At 72.4% G+C, this 15,991-nt stretch carries 13 protein-coding genes; 1 reads left to right on the forward strand and 12 read right to left on the reverse strand.

Annotated elements, in window-relative coordinates:
- Positions 1 to 13: 13 nt before the first annotated feature.
- The 9 genes from CSIV_RS06995 to CSIV_RS07035 are packed head-to-tail and all read right to left on the reverse strand — an operon-like array spanning position 14 to position 10,949.
- Entirely contained in the window at positions 14 to 1,429 is a 1,416-nt protein-coding gene (locus CSIV_RS06995) for an amidase family protein (RefSeq protein WP_077050705.1), read from the reverse strand.
- Positions 1,426 to 2,943, reverse strand: coding sequence for a GMC family oxidoreductase (locus CSIV_RS07000; RefSeq protein WP_077050706.1), 1,518 nt, complete (start codon positions 2,941 to 2,943; stop codon positions 1,426 to 1,428). Before CSIV_RS07000 ends, CSIV_RS06995 begins: the two co-directional genes overlap by 4 nt.
- On the reverse strand, positions 2,940 to 3,572 hold the full coding sequence (locus CSIV_RS07005) for a cysteine hydrolase family protein (protein ID WP_077050707.1): 633 nt from the start codon (positions 3,570 to 3,572) through the stop codon (positions 2,940 to 2,942). Before CSIV_RS07005 ends, CSIV_RS07000 begins: the two co-directional genes overlap by 4 nt.
- 9 nt (positions 3,573 to 3,581) lie before the next feature.
- Positions 3,582 to 4,604, reverse strand: coding sequence for a phosphotriesterase family protein (locus tag CSIV_RS07010; protein ID WP_077050708.1), 1,023 nt, complete (start codon positions 4,602 to 4,604; stop codon positions 3,582 to 3,584).
- Positions 4,605 to 4,607: 3 nt separating this feature from the next.
- A complete protein-coding gene (locus tag CSIV_RS07015) occupies positions 4,608 to 5,618 on the reverse strand; it encodes a phosphotriesterase family protein (RefSeq protein ID WP_077050709.1) in 1,011 nt (336 codons plus the stop codon).
- A gap of 5 nt (positions 5,619 to 5,623) precedes the next feature.
- The gene (locus tag CSIV_RS07020) at positions 5,624 to 7,090 is read right to left on the reverse strand and encodes an aldehyde dehydrogenase family protein (RefSeq protein WP_077050710.1); all 1,467 of its coding nucleotides are present in this window, start codon (positions 7,088 to 7,090) and stop codon (positions 5,624 to 5,626) included.
- An 8-nt stretch (positions 7,091 to 7,098) separates the two neighbouring features.
- Complete coding sequence (locus CSIV_RS07025; protein WP_139340638.1) at positions 7,099 to 8,628, reverse strand: glutamine synthetase family protein; 1,530 nt, start codon at positions 8,626 to 8,628, stop codon at positions 7,099 to 7,101.
- A complete protein-coding gene (locus CSIV_RS07030; RefSeq protein ID WP_077050711.1) occupies positions 8,621 to 9,958 on the reverse strand; it encodes a Rieske 2Fe-2S domain-containing protein in 1,338 nt (445 codons plus the stop codon). The genes CSIV_RS07025 and CSIV_RS07030 overlap by 8 nt, the downstream gene beginning before the upstream one ends.
- Before the next feature lie 43 nt (positions 9,959 to 10,001).
- The gene (locus CSIV_RS07035) at positions 10,002 to 10,949 is read right to left on the reverse strand and encodes a PDR/VanB family oxidoreductase (RefSeq protein WP_077050712.1); all 948 of its coding nucleotides are present in this window, start codon (positions 10,947 to 10,949) and stop codon (positions 10,002 to 10,004) included.
- Between the two features lie 142 nt (positions 10,950 to 11,091).
- Between CSIV_RS07035 and CSIV_RS07040 the strand changes: the two genes are divergently transcribed.
- Positions 11,092 to 11,814, forward strand: coding sequence for a GntR family transcriptional regulator (locus tag CSIV_RS07040; RefSeq protein WP_077050713.1), 723 nt, complete (start codon positions 11,092 to 11,094; stop codon positions 11,812 to 11,814).
- Between the two features lie 98 nt (positions 11,815 to 11,912).
- On the opposite strand, the gene CSIV_RS07045 is transcribed toward CSIV_RS07040, so the two are convergent.
- From CSIV_RS07045 to CSIV_RS07055, 3 genes are read right to left on the reverse strand one after another with little or no spacing between them, the layout of a single operon-like run.
- A complete protein-coding gene (locus CSIV_RS07045) occupies positions 11,913 to 12,422 on the reverse strand; it encodes a hypothetical protein (RefSeq protein WP_077050714.1) in 510 nt (169 codons plus the stop codon).
- Positions 12,422 to 14,449, reverse strand: coding sequence for a primary-amine oxidase (locus tag CSIV_RS07050; RefSeq protein WP_077050715.1), 2,028 nt, complete (start codon positions 14,447 to 14,449; stop codon positions 12,422 to 12,424). Before CSIV_RS07050 ends, CSIV_RS07045 begins: the two co-directional genes overlap by 1 nt.
- 41 nt (positions 14,450 to 14,490) lie before the next feature.
- Positions 14,491 to 15,990: a gamma-glutamyltransferase gene (locus CSIV_RS07055; RefSeq protein WP_077050716.1), complete on the reverse strand. Its 1,500-nt coding sequence runs from the start codon at positions 15,988 to 15,990 to the stop codon at positions 14,491 to 14,493.
- Position 15,991 lies beyond the last annotated feature (1 nt).

Consider the following 15,991-nt stretch of genomic DNA (forward strand, 5'->3'; position numbering starts at 1 on the left):
CCTAGGAGGCGGGTCAGAGGGGCGGGCGGCGCGCCATCGTGTCGGCGACGGCGCCCTCCCAGGTCAGGCCGAACTCCAGCAGCATGCGGTCGGCGCGGTAGGGGCCGACGAACTGCACGCCGATCGGCAGCCCCTCGGTCGAGAAGGTGAAGGGGAGCGACAGCGCGGGCATCGCGGTCGCCGTGATCCGGCTGCACGAGCGCTGCCAGGAGTAGTAGCGGTCCATCGCGACGCCGTCGATCTCGGTGGGGTACTCCCACTCGACGGGGAACGGCAGCACCTGCACGCACGGTGCGAGCAACAGGTCGACGTTCTCGAACAGCGCCTGGAACCGGCGGAACAGGCGCGTCCGGGCGCCGGCCGCGCGCACCAGCGTCTCGGCCGTGAATCCCGCGGCCCACGCGATGTCGTCCTTCAGCGTCTGCTTGACGAGATCGGGGTGCTCCGCGGCCTCGTCGCCGTGCGCGTCGAGGAACTCCAGCGACCGGAACGTCTCGAAGACGAGGTCGGCCTCGGACAGGTCGAGGTCGACGGGGATCACCTCGGCCCCGAGGTCGGCGGCGAGGCGCGCGGCCGCGTCGGTCGCCTGGCGCACCTGCGGGTCCAGGGGCAGCCCGCCGAGGTCGGGGCTGTAGGCGATGCGCGCCCCCGCGAACGGGCGGGGCTGCAGCGACAGGAACAGCGAAGGATCCTCGTCGATCGACAGCGGCGCCCGACGCTCGGGAGCCGAGATCACCGACAGCAACAGCGCCGCATCGCGGACGGTGCGCGCGAGCGGACCGAGCACTGAGCCCGGGTCCCACGCGTTGCCGGGGCGGGCCGAGGCGACGCGGCCGGCGGTGGGACGCAGGCCCACGAGGTTGCCGAACGACGCGGGGTTGCGGATGCTGCCGCCGAGGTCGGATCCGTCCGCCACCGGCAGCATGCCGCTGGTGACGGCCGCGGCGGCGCCGCCGCTGCTGCCCCCGGCCGAACGGGAGAGGTCGTACGGGTTGCGCGTGATGCCGAAGACGTCGTTGAACGTGTGCGAGCCGACGCCGAACTCGGGGGTGTTGGTCTTCCCGACGAACACGGCCCCGGCGTCGCGGATCCGGCCCGAGATGACGCTGTCGGTCTGCGCGACGGTGCCGACGTGGATGCGCGACCCCGATGTCGTGGGCAGCCCCGCGACGTCCATGAGGTCTTTCACGGCGAACGGCAGACCGTGCAGCGCGCCCATCGAGAGGCCGCGGGCGCTGAGGGCGTCGAGTTCGCGCGCGCGATCGATGGCCTCGTCGGGGCGGTACGAGACGATGGCGTTGACCGCGGGGTTGATCTCGTCGATGCGCTCCAGGTGCGCGCGTACGACCTCCTCCGACGACACCTCCCGGCGGCGGATCGCGTCGGCCAGGTCGGCGGCGGCGCGTTCGGTCAGTTCGGGCGTGCTCATGCGGCGTCCTCGATCAGCATCCGGGCGATGTTCTCGCCCACCACGACGGCGGGCATGGCGGTGGTGGCACGGGGGACGCGAGGCATGATCGCGCAGTCCGCGACGCGCAGCCCGTCGATCCCGTGGACGCGTCCGCGCGCGTCGACGACGGCGAGCGGGTCGTCGGCGAGTCCCATCCGACACGTGCCGACCGGATGCCAGTAGTTGTCGGGGTTCGCGTAGAGGTGGGCCGCGAGTGCCTCGCGCGTGAAGGTGTCGGGGCCGGGGTGCAGCTCTCGGCCGACGAGGGGCGCGAGGTCCGGTGACGCGGCGAGCTCGCGGAGGATCCCGACGCCGTCGACGAGCATCCGCACGTCCGCGCCCTCCGGATCGGTCAGGAACCGGTGGTCGATGACGGGTGCGGCCTCGGGGTCGGTGCTCCGGATCCGCACGAAACCGCGCGAGCGCGGCTGAAGGGCCGACGTGCCGATGCTCCACCGCGTGCGTTCGCCGCGATGCGTCGGACTGTACGGGAGGAAGTGCAGGTCGAACGCCTCGCTCTCCAGACTGGATGCCGCCTTGCCCATCGCCTGCTCGTCCGGGGCCCATCCCGCCGCGCGGGCGGCATCCATCGCCGCCGTCATCCGCGCCGACCCCTCCCAGTTCATGAGGAGGAACGGCTGATCGTGGAGGTTCTCCCCCACCCCGGGCAGGTGCTGGACGATCGGGATGCCGAGCGGCGCCAGCTGCGCCGCCGGGCCGATGCCCGAGCGCAGCAGCACGGTCGGGGAGTTGTACGCCCCGCCGGCGAGGACCACCGTGCCCGCGCGGACCGTGCGCGTCTGGCCGCGATGGACGACGACGACACCGGTCGCGCGGCCGCCCTCGACGACGACGCGGTCCACGAGCGCCTCGCCGACGATCGTGAGGTTCGGGAGCGACCGCGCGGGATCCAGGTACGCGAACGCGGTGTTCACGCGCACGCCGTCCTCGATGTTCACGTCCTCGGGGGCGAAGCCCGCGTTCTCGTCGAGGTCGTTGAGGGTGGCGACGCGCGGCATGCCGACCGCGGGGGCGGCGTCGTACCAGGCGTGCTGCCAGGGGGTGAGTTCGGAGGCGAGGTAGCGGCGCACGCGCATGCGCCGCGTGCCCTCCTCGAACAGCGGCCGCAGGTCGTCGGCCGCCCACCCGGCGAGCCCCGCCTCGGCCCACGCGTCGTAGTCGCGCCGGTGGCCCCACGTCTGGGTGCAGCCGTTCATGTCGGACGATCCGCCGATCGCGCGCGCCCGCTCGAACCCCACCTTCCACGGGTAGGTGTCACCGGAGTCGTACCCCCAGTCGTGGGAGCGACCCAGGCGCGTGGCATCCACGAGATCCGCGGGCCAGGCGGCGTCGCCGCGGGGTCCGAAGTCGGGACCCGCCTCCAGGACGAGCACCTCGCGGCCGGACTCGGCCAGCCGTGCCGCCACCACGTTGCCCGCCGTGCCGCCGCCGACGACGACGTACTCGGCCGCGGCGGGGAGGGGCGTCGTCACGCGGGCACCGGTGCGCCGTCCAGCGACGCGTGCGCGTCGGCCGCCGTGACGAGCGCGTCCCGCTGCAGGTACTGCACGGCCTCGAGGGCGTTGTCGTGCGCGCGCTGGGTGGACCCGGCGACGCAGTCGGTCACGACCCGGACGCGGTAGTCGTGCTGGTGCGCGTCGACGGCGGTGTAGTGGATGCAGACGTCCGTGAGGCCCCCCACGAGCACGACCGTGTCGGCCTTATACGCCTTCAGCACGATCTCGAGCTCGGTGCCGAAGAACGCCGAGTAGCGGCGCTTGCGGATGAGGAACTCCTCGGGCTGCGGGTCGAGCCACGCCGCGATCTCGGTGTCGGGGTCGCCCTCGATGCAGTGCGGACCCTCGGCACCGTCGAGCTCGCGGCCGATGTCCACCAGGGAACGCTTGTGCACCTCCTGGATCCACACGACGGGCACCCCGGCGGCGCGGGCTCCGTCGACCAGCGCACGGACGCGCTCGCGGCGCTCGGCGCGGCCGCCCATGAGCACGGGGATGCCGCCCTCCTCGGGCGGGGTGGTGCCCGCGCCGCCCTGGATGTCGACGACGATCAGGACGGTGCGGCCGACCAGGTGGGCGGGGCCGATGGGTGCGATGTCGGTCACGGGTGTCTCCTAGAGCGTCGGGCGGTCGAGCAACCGCCGCGGAGTGTGGATGAGGATCTGGTCGGCGGCCGCCGGGTCGCCGGCGATCTTCGCGATCGCGGGGCCGATGCGGGCGAAGAGGTGGTCGTAGCCGCGCCCGCCGTTGCGGCGGAGGTTCGCCTGCGCCCACACGTCCTGCGCGATGACGAGCTGTTCGCCGTACCCCTCGGACAGCAGCCACTCGACCATCTCGAGCCGCTCGGCATCCGTCGGGTTCCGGAGGTCGGCGCCGCCGTAGTAGAAGTCCGACCCGAACGTGTCATACGCGAGCACGGCCCCGGCCTGGGCGATGTCGCGGTGGTAGGCCTTGTCCCAATACTCATCGAGGTGCCCGATGATCACGCGGTCGGGCGACATGCCCTCCGCCACCAGCACCTCGAGGACCTCGGTCCCCGCCATGCCGCGGAACGACTGGTGGGTGTAGACGGTTGCCCCGGTCTCCGCCCCGGCGCGCGCCGCCGCGCGGAGCGAGCGCCACTCGGCATCCGTCACGGGGTAGCTCGTGCCGATCTCACCGAGGAGGGCGGGAAGGATGCCGGTGCCCTCGATGCCGTCGCGCAGCTGGGTCAGCAGCAGCTCGGTGAGGGTGTCGACGTCGGCGGTCCGGACGTCATCGGGCATCGTGGGCTCGACGTAGAAACCCGCACCGACCATGACGTGCACGCCCGACCGGCGGGAGATCTCGGGGAGTTCGGCGAGGCGCCGGCCCATGCCGTCGAGCGTGAGCTCGACGACGCCCGATCCCCCGGCGGTGACGACGTGGGCGAGCTCCTCGGCGGCGACGGCGGGGTCGTGCAGGACGATGTTCTCGGGGATCGAGAGGAAGTTCCAGCGCAGGTACGCCATGAGCTCGGGGCCCATCGGCACCCCCTCGGGCGGGAGCTCGGTGGGGGTCTTCGCCCAGATGCGCAGGTCGCTGAGCAGGTGCTCGTGCATCGAGGTGCGGCCCAGGTCGGCGGCGTCGATGGGCCCGAGGACGGTGTGGATGGGCATCGGTCACTCCCCGAAGACGGCGCGACGCGGGTTGTCGCGGTGGATGGCGTCGAGGGTCTCGGGTGCGATGCCGGCCTCGACGGCGATCTGCCGGAACTCCTCGAAGAGGAAGGTGTATCCCGGGCCACCGTACGCCCGCAGGTGCGAACGCTGGCAGACGTCGTGGGAGAGCAGCACCTTGTGCGCGTAGCCCGCGTCGATGATGCGGCGGAGGTACTCGATGCGCCGGTCGATCTGGTGGCGCACCAGCGCACCGCCGACCCGGCACGTCATGAGGCAGTCGAACTCGACGACGGCCCCGCGCCGGAGGAGCTCGAGCGAGTAGTCGATGCTCTTCACGGTGTCGGCGTGGCCGATGACGACGCGCGAGGGGTCGACGCCCTCCTCGGTGAGGATCTCGAGCTGGGCGAGGCCCGTCGGGAAGGATGCCGCGTGCGTGGAGATGAGGGCACCGGTCTCGCGGCCGGCGCGGGCGGCCGCGCGGAACGAGCGCTCCTCGACGGCGGTGATGTGCGACAGGTCGGACGCGATCTCGCCGATGACGCCCGCGCGCACGCCGGTCCCGGGGATCTCGTCGAGGAGGTCGGCGATGAGGAAGTCGGCGAGCGTGTTCGTCGGAGTGCGGTCGAACCACTCCTTGTCGAGGTAGGTGTCGTAGTAGTGGCCCGTCCCGAGGATGACCTGGATGCCACTGGCCTCGGCGGCCCGCCGGGTCGCCCGGACGTTCGCGATCGAGCGCGATCCGGTCCGCCGGTTCTGCTGCAGCTCGGTGATGTCGTCGCTCTCGCCGAACGGCGCCGCGTAGTCGCTGAGTTCGCCGTTCGTCAGGTCGATGAGCGTCGATCCGCCCGCCGCGCGGAACAGCGCCAGCTCGGCGAGCATCTCCTCCTCGACCGCGAGGTAGCCGTCCTGCGGGGTCGTCCGCGTCATGTTGATGTACACGTGCTCGTGCGGCAGCGTGACGCCGAGCTGTTCCGGGGAGATCGGTCCCGAGACGCCGTGGACGGTGAGCATGCCGGTCAGGCCTCCGGGATCGCGATGACGACGCTCTTGGTCTCGAGGAACCCGCGGAGCCCCTCTTCGCCGAGGTCGCGTCCGAGGCCCGACTCTCCCGTGCCGCCGAACGACAGCGCCGGGTCGAAGAGGTTGTACGTGTTGATCCACACCGTGCCGGCGTCCAGGGCCGCGGCCATCCGGTGCGCCCGCCCGAGGTCGCGGGTCCACACGCCCGCGGCGAGACCGTACGCGGTGTCGTTGGCGATGCGGAGGGCATCCGCCTCGTCGTCGAACGGGATGATGCCGACGACGGGTCCGAAGATCTCCTCGCGGGCGATGCGCATGTCGTTCGTGACGCCCGAGAACAGCGTCGGCTCGACGTAGAAGCCCGGCTCGCGGACCCCGCCGCCGGCGAGGAGGGTCGCGCCCTCGTCGACGCCCGCGCGGATGTAGCCGAGCACGCGCTCGCGCTGCTCCTCCGACACGAGCGGGCCGACCGTGATGCCGCCGTCGAGGCCGTCGCCGACGGGCACGCGGGCGACCGCGGCGGTCATGCGCTCGGTCATCTCGGCGAGGATCGAACGCTGCACGAGCAGACGGCTCCCCGCGGTGCACATCTGCCCGGAGTGGCCGAACGACGCGCGCATCGCGGTGAGGACCGCGGCATCCAGGTCGGCGTCCTCGAAGACGATGTTCGGGCTCTTGCCGCCGAGCTCCAGCGTCACGCGCGTGAAGTCGTCGGCCGCGGCGTGCGCGACGAGCCGCCCCACCTCGGTCGAGCCGGTGAAGGTGATCTTCGCGATGCCCGGGTGCGCGGTGAGCGCGGCGCCGACGGATCCGTCGCCCGTCAGGATGCTCACGGTGCCGGCGGGGACACCCGCCTCGGCCAGGATGCCGCCGAGGCGGAGGAGCGTCAGCGGGGTGTCCTCCGCGGGCTTGGCCACCACGGGGCAGCCCGCGGCGAGCGCGGGGGCGAGCTTGAACGCCGCCGTCATGATCGGGAAGTTCCACGGCAGGATGATCGCCACCGGGCCGACCGGCTCCTGCACGGTGTAGACGTGGTGTCCCCCGCCGTCGACCGCGACGACCGTGCCGCCCAGGCGCGACGGCGCTCCGGCGAAGTGCCGGAACGTGCGCGCCGCCATGGCCGTGTCGGCGCGGGAGCGCTCGATGGGCTTGCCGTTGTCGCGCGTCTCGAGCACCGCCAGCTCTTCGAGTCGCTCCTCGATGAGGTCGGCGACCCGGTTGAGGATCCGGGCGCGTTCGAGGGGCGCGAGCCCGCGCCAGCGCCGGTCGGCGTGGGCTTCGACCGCGATCGCGACCGCGGTGTCGACATCGGCGGCCGTGGCGTCGGCCACGCTCGTGAGCACCTCGCCGGTGGCGGGGTCGATCACCGCGCGCGCGGGGCGTTCGCCGAGCGGCATCCACTCTCCACCGAGGAGGAACGGTTCGTACTCCGGCAGCGCGGTGACGGTGGGGCGAAGGCTCATGGGGGTCCTCAGAAGATCTCGAAGTACTCGCGCTGCTCCCAGTCGGAGACGTGGCGAAGATAACGGGCGAACTCGGCCCTCTTGATGGTCGCGTACCACTCCACCACGACGTCGCCGAGGGCAGCGCGGAAGACATCGTCGGCCTCGAAGGCGTCGACGGCGGCCCCGAGGGATGCCGGCAGCGCCGGGGCGTCCGTGCGGTAGGGGTCGGTCGTGGGTGCGGGCGGGATGAGCCCGCGCTCGATCCCGTCGACGCCGCTGATCAGCTGCGACGCGATGTAGAGGTACGGGTTGGCCGCGGGCTCGCCCGACCGGTTCTCGAGCCGCGTCGCCGGGTCGCCCATCCCGCCGACGGCACGCACCATCGCGCCCTTGTTGTCGATGCCCCACGCGATGCGGTCGGGCGCGAGCGAGTTCGGCTGGTAGCGCTTGTAGCCGTTGACCGTCGGCGTGGTGAACACCGCCGCCGCCCCGGCGTGGGCGAGGAGGCCCCCGAGGTACGCCGAGCCGAGCAGCGACAGGGTCGTCCCCGGCGCATCGGGCACGAACGCGCCGCGACCGGTGGCCCGCTCGGTGAGCGACTGGTGCAGGTGCCACCCGGTCGAGGCCCCGTCGGCGCCCTGCGGGCGCGACATGAAGGTCGCGTGATACCCGAGACCCGCGGCGATGCGCCGGACGGCGGTGCGGCACAGGACGATGGCATCCGCGATCTCGGCCGCTGATCCGGCCTCCATCGTGATCTCGAACTGGCTGGGGCCGAACTCGAGCTCGATCGAGCGCAGCGGCAGGTCGAGGAGCGTCAGCCCGCGGTACAGCGCATCGACGAGCGGCTGCATGCGGTCGAGGCCCTCCTCGAGCAGCAGCTGCGAGCCGCGCGTGGTCGGTGCGGTGAGGGAGGCTGCCCCGGGGCGACCGGGGGCACCGACGTGCTCGGTACCGAGCGCTGCGTCGTCGGCGCGGAAGACGTGGAACTCCAGCTCGGCACCGACGGTCATGTCGTAGCCGCGCGCGGCGAGGGCGGTCAGCTCGTTGCGCAGGATCGTCCGGGTGCAGAACGGAACCGGGCTGCCGTCGGGGAAGCGGAGGTCGCACAGGATCCAGGCGGTCCCCGGTGCCCACGGCAGCACGCGGAACGTGGTGGGGTCGGGCACGAGGACGATGTCGCCCGCGCCGCTGAAGCCGTCGACCCCGACGCCCGTCTCGGAGCTGAACACCGGGAACACCGACTGGCCGGAGGTGTCCTTCAGCAGCAGCGAGCTGGGGGCGGTGACGCCCGAGCGCATCGCCGCGGCGATGCCGCCCCGCGCGATCGTCTTGCCGCGCAGGATGCCGTGCTGGTCGACGAACGAGAACCGCACCATGTCGATGCCGAGCTCGTCCACGACGCGGCGCATCTGTCCGGCCGCGGCGTACTGCGCCTCGCTCCACAGCCCGTGCCGGTGGACGAATCCCTCGCGGTCGGCGGCGAGCATCGGGCGGGCGGAGATCCCGCCGCCGCTCTCCGAGACCGGGCGCTCGTCGACGTTGCGCTCACGCATCGACGGTCTCCTCGGCGGTCGTCTTCGGGGCCGCCCACGGCGAGGCCGCGCGGCGCTCGTGCTCGCGTTGCACCCAGCGCTCCTGCCACGCGTCGTTGGCGGCGATCGTGTCCATCGCGAGCGGCCCGGTGAGCTTCGCGGCATCCTCGTCGCTCACGGGGTGCGACGGCGTCTGCCCGCCCGCGGCGAAGGAGTCGATCGCGCGGAGCAGCAGGCGCCGGTTGGCGGTGACCGCGCGGTCCGAGACGCCGAGGCGCTCGACCGTGCGGTCCTGGATGGCGCCCATGCTCTCGACGGCCCACTGGTCGTGGACGTTGATGTCGAGCCCCATGCCCGTGTAGGTGAGCTCCTTCTGCTCCTGCGGGTCGAAGCCCCAGTTGTTGTCGCGGTTGCGGATCGGTCGGTAGTCCGGCAGCGTCACGCCCTCCAGTCGCTGCTGCAGCAGGGTGTCCTTGTCGGTGACTTCCGCGAAGTCGTACCAGATCATGTACCAGTAGTGATGCTCGTCGTCGATCGGCACGTGCCACTGCGTGAACACCTTGGTGTTGCCGAAGGGGACGACGAAGGCGTTGGGGAACATCAGGTTCGTGACGCGCACGTGCTTGATGTCCTCGGTGAGCTGGCGCAGAGCGAAGACCCGGAGGCCATGATCGGCGCTCTCGACCTCGATGTCGGGGCGGTAGCTCTCGCCCACGAGCATCGAGAGCTTCTTCCCGGTGCCCTCGACCTCCTCCGCGAACTGCTGCCCGTACATCTCGCGGGGGTCCTCTTCGATGAAGCGGTGCAGGAACGACACGTGGCTCGGGTCGATGCCGCCCTCGAGCCCCTGCAGCCAGTTGCAGTCCCACAGGCCCTTGAAGGCGAAGGTGTACTCCTCCGGCGCGACGAAGCAGTCGTAGTCGGGGAAAGGCGGCGGGTCGCCCGCGCCCATGTAGGTGAAGATGATCCCGTTCTTCTCGACGCACGGGTAGTTGGCGATGCGGATCTTGCCGAGGAACTGGCTGTGCTCGGGCTCGGCGGGCTGCTCGACGCACTTGCCCTCGCCGTTGTAGAGCCACCCGTGGTAGAGGCACCGGATGCCGTCCTCCTCGAGGCGGCCGTACGACAGGTCGACGCCCCGGTGGGCGCAGTAGCGGCTGATGAGCCCCCAGCCCTCGCGCTTCTTGAACAGCACGAGGTCTTCGCTCATGATGCGGACGGCCTTGACCGGCCGCTCCCCCGGCATCTCGGACACCAGGGCGGCCGGCTGCCAGTACGAGCGCAGAAGGTTGCCGAGCGGCGTACCCGGCCCGGAGCGGGTGATCTTCTCGTTGTCTTCCTGCTTCAGCATGGCCGTGGCCTCTCGTGGTCGGTGCGGGTGTGGTGCAGGCGGGTCAGGCCTGGAGGACGAGGACGGGGCACGCCGAGCGCGAGACGCACACCATCATGCAGTCGTTCGCGGCACGCTCCTGGGCGGTGAGGACGAAGTCGCGATGCTCGACCTCCCCCTCCAGGACGCCCGTCTCGCAGCTGCCGCAGATGCCCTCCTCGCAGTCGGAGAGCACGTCGACACCCGCGTCGCGCAGCACCCCGAGCACGGTCTGCGCGGGTTCGACGGTCACCTCGACGCCCGTGAGCGCGAGGCGCACGGCGAACGGTCCGCCGGGCTCGTACTCCACGACGGGGGCGGTGAAGTACTCCAGGTGAAGGCGACCGGATGCCGCGGGCACCAGGCGCGTGACCTCCTCGAGCATGCGCGCGGGACCGCACGCGTACACCGCGGCGTCCGGATGCGCCGCGAGCTCGGCCGCGAGGTCGGCGCGCACCCCCTCGTCGCGGGCGACGACGTCGACCGTCCCGCCGGGCAGGGCCGCGAGATCGTCGAGGAACGCCATGCGGGTGCGCGAGGCGCCGAGGTACAGCACACGCCACGGCACGCCCGCCGCGGCGGCGGCGCGCACCATGGGCAGAACCGGCGTGATGCCGATGCCGCCCGCGAGGAACAGGTACTCGTCGGCGGGTTCGAGGCCGAAGTGGGTGCGCGGACCGCGGAGCGACACGACGTCACCCGGGCGCAGCCGCTCGTGCACGGCGCGGGAGCCGCCGCGGCTCTGCTCCTCGCGGAGGACGGCGATGCGGTACCGCGCCGAAGCGGGCTCTCCGCACAGCGAGTACTGGCGCACGGGCGCACCCGGGAGGGCCAGGTCGATGTGGGCGCCGGGCGTCCATTCGGGAAGCGGGCCGTCGACCCCCTCGAGCTCGACCGACAGCACATCGGCCGACTCGAGCGTCAAGGAACGCACACGGGCGCGGAGCTCGGTGGCATCCTCTCGGGTCGTCATATTTGGATCCTAACAGATACAGATTGGATCCCGAATCATCAGCCTGGGAGCCAGACCCGCGTGGATTGCGTGGCATCCGGCGGCCGTTCTGCTAGGTTCGCACCTCGTGGGATCGCGACCGCGATCGACCGAGAGGGGCAGCATGGCCGCACGGGGGGACACCGAGATCTCGGCCGCCGGGGGACACGCCCTCGTCGACGAGATCGCCGCCAAGATCCGGGAACGCATCATGTCGGGAGACATCCCGATCGGCGCGCAGCTGCGTCAGGCGGAGCTCGCGAGCGACTTCGGAGTCAGCCGCACCCCGGTGCGCGAGGCGCTGCGGCAGTTGCAGACGGGCGGCCTCATCGAGGTCCTCCCCAACCGCGGTGCCGTCGTGCGCGTGCCCGCGCCGTGGGAGGTGCGCGAGGCCTATGAAGTGCGCGCCGAGCTCGAAGCCCTCGCCGCCGCCCGCGCCGTCGAGCGCATCTCGCGCGGCGACGTCACGCGCCTGCGCGAGGCGAACCAGGACATGTACGACCGCTCCGTCGAGCGCGAGCGCGGCCAGGGCGACCCGGCCCTCGCCAGCCGCCGCGAGAACGACGTCTTCCACAACACCATCGCGCAGGTCTCCGCCAACGCGCGCCTCGCCCGCGCGATCGACGAGATCAACGAGACCTTCCCCCGCAACGTGTCGGCTCAGCTGCTCGTCGGCGACGACCGCCACCGCGAGGAGAACTTCCAGGAGCACGTCCGCATCATCGAGGCGATCGAGCGGGGCGACGCCGAAGCCGCCCGCCGCGAGATGCGCGAGCACGTCCTCAAGGCCGGCGAGCAGCTGGCGCGCTGGTACGAGCGGCGCTCCGCGACGGTGTTCACCGGCTGACGCGGCACAAGGTCAGCGAGCGTCGGTTTCCCTCCCGGCGACGGACTTGCTGAGACCCGCGTGACAGCACGTGTCACGTCAATCTCAGTAAGCGCTCCTCAGCCGACCACGAGCGGCGCGGCCATCAGCACCGCCGACGCGCCCATCGCCAACGGCGGGAGCCGCGTCACGAGCGGCCGGTCGCGATGCGCCGTGGCGAACAGCACCACACCCCCGACGGCATAGGCGGCCACGCCGAGGAGGGTCAGCAGCACGAGCGGCATCGCCCCCGCCCCGTGATGGGACGAGCCCGCGGATGCCGGGACGTGCGCGGCCAGCAGAAGGGATGCCATGAGCACGGCGCCGAGCGCGTCGAACGCGCGCATCCGCCGGGGCTCGCCGCGCCGCACCCGCCCCGGCGCCACCGCCACCAGCGCCGCGAGGAGCAGCGCCGCCGCCCAGAACACCGCCGGCACGCTCCCCCCGCCGAGAACCATGTCGCCCATGGCCAGCAGCATGAGCGCCGCGATGAGCAGCTCGCGCACACGCGCGGCGGGACGGTCGGCGGCGACGCAGCACGCGCCGGCCGCCGTCGTCACGAGCGCGCCGACGTGCAGGACCTCGCCCATCAGTGCCCGTGGTGGTCGTGCCCGTGGTGCCCGTGCGCGGAGTGGTCGTGGTGCTCGTGCCCGCCGGCGTCGTGTCCGTGGAACGCGTGCCCCTCGGCGACGGCCCCGCCGGAACCCGCTGTCGGCGCGTGGCAGTGGTCACCGCCCGAAGACGGCGGCAGGTCGAGCGACGGGTTCCGCGTGAAGAACCCGTCCGGCTCGAAGCGCAGACCGATGCGGTGGACCGGCATGATCGGCCACTCCTCGGGCTTCGGATAGTGGTGCACGCCGACGATCGGCCACAGCACCAGTTCGGCGCCGTCGAGCGGGCGATCGGCCTGCTGCCAGGCCGTGATGCCCTCCGCCTCGAGCGGAGCCTGGTTGGGGTAGTCGCCCGTGATGAAGCGCTCGTTCGGGTCGTAGGCGGTCGCCCACAGGTGCTTCGACACGAAGGGGGCCTTGCGCTCGACGATGCTGCCGGGCTTGGCGAACAGACGCGTCGTGTGCATCGCCGACAGGCGGTACGCGGTGCTCTCGCCGAACCGGTTGGTGCGCTCGGTGTTCTCCACGCGCCAGTGCACCGCCCGGGACGCGTCGGCCATCCGGCCGGCATCCTTCTCGGAGGCGATGACCTCGGAGACCATCTTGACCGCGTTGCCCCAGGGGTTCAGCTCCTCGTCCTCCTCGACCTCGGCATGCACCTCGACCAGGCGGTTCTTCGGGCCGTCGATCGCGGTGTCCATGCGCACGGCGAAGTAGTGCTGGTGCGTCGGGGCCTGGACGTTGGGGCTGACCATGCGACCGAACGCGGGCATCCTGCCGTCGTCGATACCAGAGACCGACAGGATGCCGGTGAGCTTGATCTCCAGCTCGATCGAGCCGTCCTGGTAAAGCGACCAGTAGAACCCGTAGTCGTAGTTCGCGACGGTGGCGAAGAACGAGATCACGAGGCGGCGCGAGCGGCGGACGTCGGCCTCGCCGGTGCGGGTGTTGACGTGCTTCCACAGGATGGAGGAGTCCTCCTCGTGCAGGCACACGCCGTTGGTGATGGTCTGGGCCTCGCCGACGCCGTCGAGCACGTGCGCGTCGAAGTAGTGGATCTCGCCGAGGCAGTCGCATCCGAGTTCGAGGGATGCCGTGAGGGGGCCGGCCCCGTACTCGCCCCAGTCGAAGAAGTTCTTGCGGTACGCCGTCGGGTCGGCGTCGAGGTACGGCACGTACATCTCGTTGACCGCGGCGCGGCGGAGGACGGGACGCTCGACGTCGCCGTCGCGGTAGGCGATGTCGTGCAGGACGAGCCCCTCGCGGTGCGTGAAGCCGATGCGGAACGACCAGTTCTGCCACGTGACCCGGTGGCCCTCGACGGTGAAGCCGGGCCCCTCGGGCTGGGTGATCTCCAGCGGCGCGACGTGCCGGTCCGGACCCCAGGTGCCGGAGCGGTAGTTGCCGCCCTCGCTGGCCATCGGGATGACGCCGTGGTCCTCGATGCGGATGATGTCGAGCGTCTCGAGGTCGAGGATCGGCACGAGCCCCGCGACGGGACGCGCGTAGCCGTTGTCGTCGGCGTCCTCGCGGTACCAGACGGTGCCCCACGACAGGCGGCGGTCGGCGAGGTCCTCGGGCTCGAAGCCGGTGATCGACTCGGGGTCGACCCACACGTGCGTGGTGTCGATGATCCCGCGCTTGGCCAGGGCTTCCTTCAACAGCGGGTGCTCGCGGGCGGCGCGGGCGATCGCGCGCGCCTCGTCGCTGGAGACGCCGGGGCGCTTGGCATCCACCGGGCTCCAGGATGCCAGCGACGCCTCGGCGCGATCGGTGCCCGAGGTCCAGCCGGTGACCTCCCACGCCGCGTGCGCGGCCGGGTTCATGACCACCAGGCGCACCGGGCGTCCCTGGCCGGGGGCGAGGCTGCGGGCCAGGCCCTCCTCGACGGCGATGCCCCAGAAGCGGGGCTCGGCGCCGATGCGGTCGTCCGCGCGCACGAGCGCGGTGATCTCGACGATCTCGCTCGGGGTGAGGGGGTCGCTCCAGTGCCGGTCGGCGGTCATCGGGTCTCCTTGCTGCGGTGGTGCGGGCGATGCGGGTGGGTTCAGGGTGCCGGGACGAGCACGGCGACGCCGTCGGCGCGGGGATCGCTCGCCGCGTCGCGCACGCCGGCGTCGCCGACGCGGCGGACGAACTGGACGTGTCCGGCTTCATCGGCGGGGCCGGGGAAGGCCGCGACGCCGAGGCCGAGGGTCTCGGCCCGTTCGATCACGTCGGATGCGACCCCCGGTTCGGTCACGAGGGTCAGCCGGTCGTGACCGAGGTCGCGGTCGCCGATCACCCAGCGCGGGCGGCCGAGCAGCTCGTCGAGGTCGGTGGCGGGGTCGGTGGCGTCGGGCAGCAGTTGCGCGAGGATCCAGGGCTGCGCCCGACCCCCCTGGCATCCCGCCACCACCGTCACGTCGCTGCGGTCGACGATCGCGGGCGCGAGCGTGTGCGGCGGGCGGGCGCCGGGACGGATCGCCGCGGGGGAAGTCGGATCGATCGAGAACGCTCCGCCGCGGTTGTGGAGCAGGATGCCGGTGACGGGATCGAGCACACCCGAACCGAAGGTCTGGTAGACGCTCTGCACGATCGTCACGGCGTAGCCGTCGTCGTCGATCGCGACCACGGCGGCGGTGTCGCCCTGCGGACGCGGCTCGCCCGGACCCGTGAGGGGCGGGTCGTCGAGCGCGAGCAGCGCCTCGAGGTCGACCGGGCCCGCGGCGGGATCGCCGAGGTGGGCGCCGCGCGCCCGTGCGCCGCGGACGCTCGCCTCGAGGAGCTCGGGCGCCCCCGGCTCGCGCTCACCCGCCGCCGCGACGCCGAGGAGGATCGCACCCACCGAGGGCGGCGGGGCGACGCTGTACTCCGCGTCGCCGATCGTGCGGGTCAGGGCGCCGACGACCTCGGGGCGGTAGCCGGCGAAGTCGTCGTCGGTGTGGACGCCGCCGTGGGCGCGCAGCGTCCGGACGAGAGCGCGGGCGATCTCGCCGTCGTAGAAGTCGCGCGGGTCGGCCGCGAGGCGGCGGAGCGACGCCGCGAGCGCCGGCTGGACGAGGACGTCGCCCTCGGCGAGCAGCGCCCCGTCCCGGGTGAAGACCTCACGCAGCCCGGCGTCCGCATGGATCGCGTCGGCACGCGAGACCAAGGCGCGCACGAGACCCGCACTCACCGGCGTTCCGGCGTCGGCGACCTCGGCGGCCGCCGCCAGCGCCCGCGAGACCGGCAGCACCGCGCCGAGCTCGGCGATCGCGGTCCACCCGGCGACCATGCCCGGCACGGTCACCGAGCCGGCGCCCGCGCGCGGCACCTCGCTCCAGGCGGCCGCGGCCTCGGCGACGGCAGCCGGCGCGGTGCCCGCGGCGACGACCGCGGTCGTGGAGCCGTCCGGGCGGCGGACCAGGGCGATGACGTCGCCGCCGATCGCGCACTGGTGCGGGTAGACGACGGTGAGCATGGCGGCCGCGGCGAGCGCGGCATCCAGGGCGTTTCCTCCCGCGGCGATCGCGGAGCGTCCCGCGTCGACGGCGGCGGCGTGGGGGGCGGCGAGGGCGATGGCCATG

It is taken from the genome of Microbacterium sp. CSI-V, assembly GCF_001984105.1.
GTDB lineage: Bacteria > Actinomycetota > Actinomycetes > Actinomycetales > Microbacteriaceae > Microbacterium.

Bases quoted from the DNA above. Each gene is read 5' to 3' on its own strand.
- CSIV_RS06995 (WP_077050705.1), bottom strand. From the start codon at position 1,429: ATGAGCACGCCCGAACTGACCGAACGCGCCGCCGCCGACCTGGCCGAC.
- CSIV_RS07010 (WP_077050708.1), bottom strand. From the start codon at position 4,604: ATGCCCATCCACACCGTCCTCGGGCCCATCGACGCCGCCGACCTGGGC.
- CSIV_RS07015 (WP_077050709.1), bottom strand. From the start codon at position 5,618: ATGCTCACCGTCCACGGCGTCTCGGGACCGATCTCCCCGGAACAGCTC.
- CSIV_RS07020 (WP_077050710.1), bottom strand. From the start codon at position 7,090: ATGAGCCTTCGCCCCACCGTCACCGCGCTGCCGGAGTACGAACCGTTC.
- CSIV_RS07025 (WP_139340638.1), bottom strand. From the start codon at position 8,628: ATGCGTGAGCGCAACGTCGACGAGCGCCCGGTCTCGGAGAGCGGCGGC.
- CSIV_RS07030 (WP_077050711.1), bottom strand. From the start codon at position 9,958: ATGCTGAAGCAGGAAGACAACGAGAAGATCACCCGCTCCGGGCCGGGT.
- CSIV_RS07035 (WP_077050712.1), bottom strand. From the start codon at position 10,949: ATGACGACCCGAGAGGATGCCACCGAGCTCCGCGCCCGTGTGCGTTCC.
- CSIV_RS07040 (WP_077050713.1), top strand. From the start codon at position 11,092: ATGGCCGCACGGGGGGACACCGAGATCTCGGCCGCCGGGGGACACGCC.
- CSIV_RS07045 (WP_077050714.1), bottom strand. From the start codon at position 12,422: ATGGGCGAGGTCCTGCACGTCGGCGCGCTCGTGACGACGGCGGCCGGC.
- CSIV_RS07050 (WP_077050715.1), bottom strand. From the start codon at position 14,449: ATGACCGCCGACCGGCACTGGAGCGACCCCCTCACCCCGAGCGAGATC.
- CSIV_RS07055 (WP_077050716.1), bottom strand. From the start codon at position 15,990: ATGGCCATCGCCCTCGCCGCCCCCCACGCCGCCGCCGTCGACGCGGGA.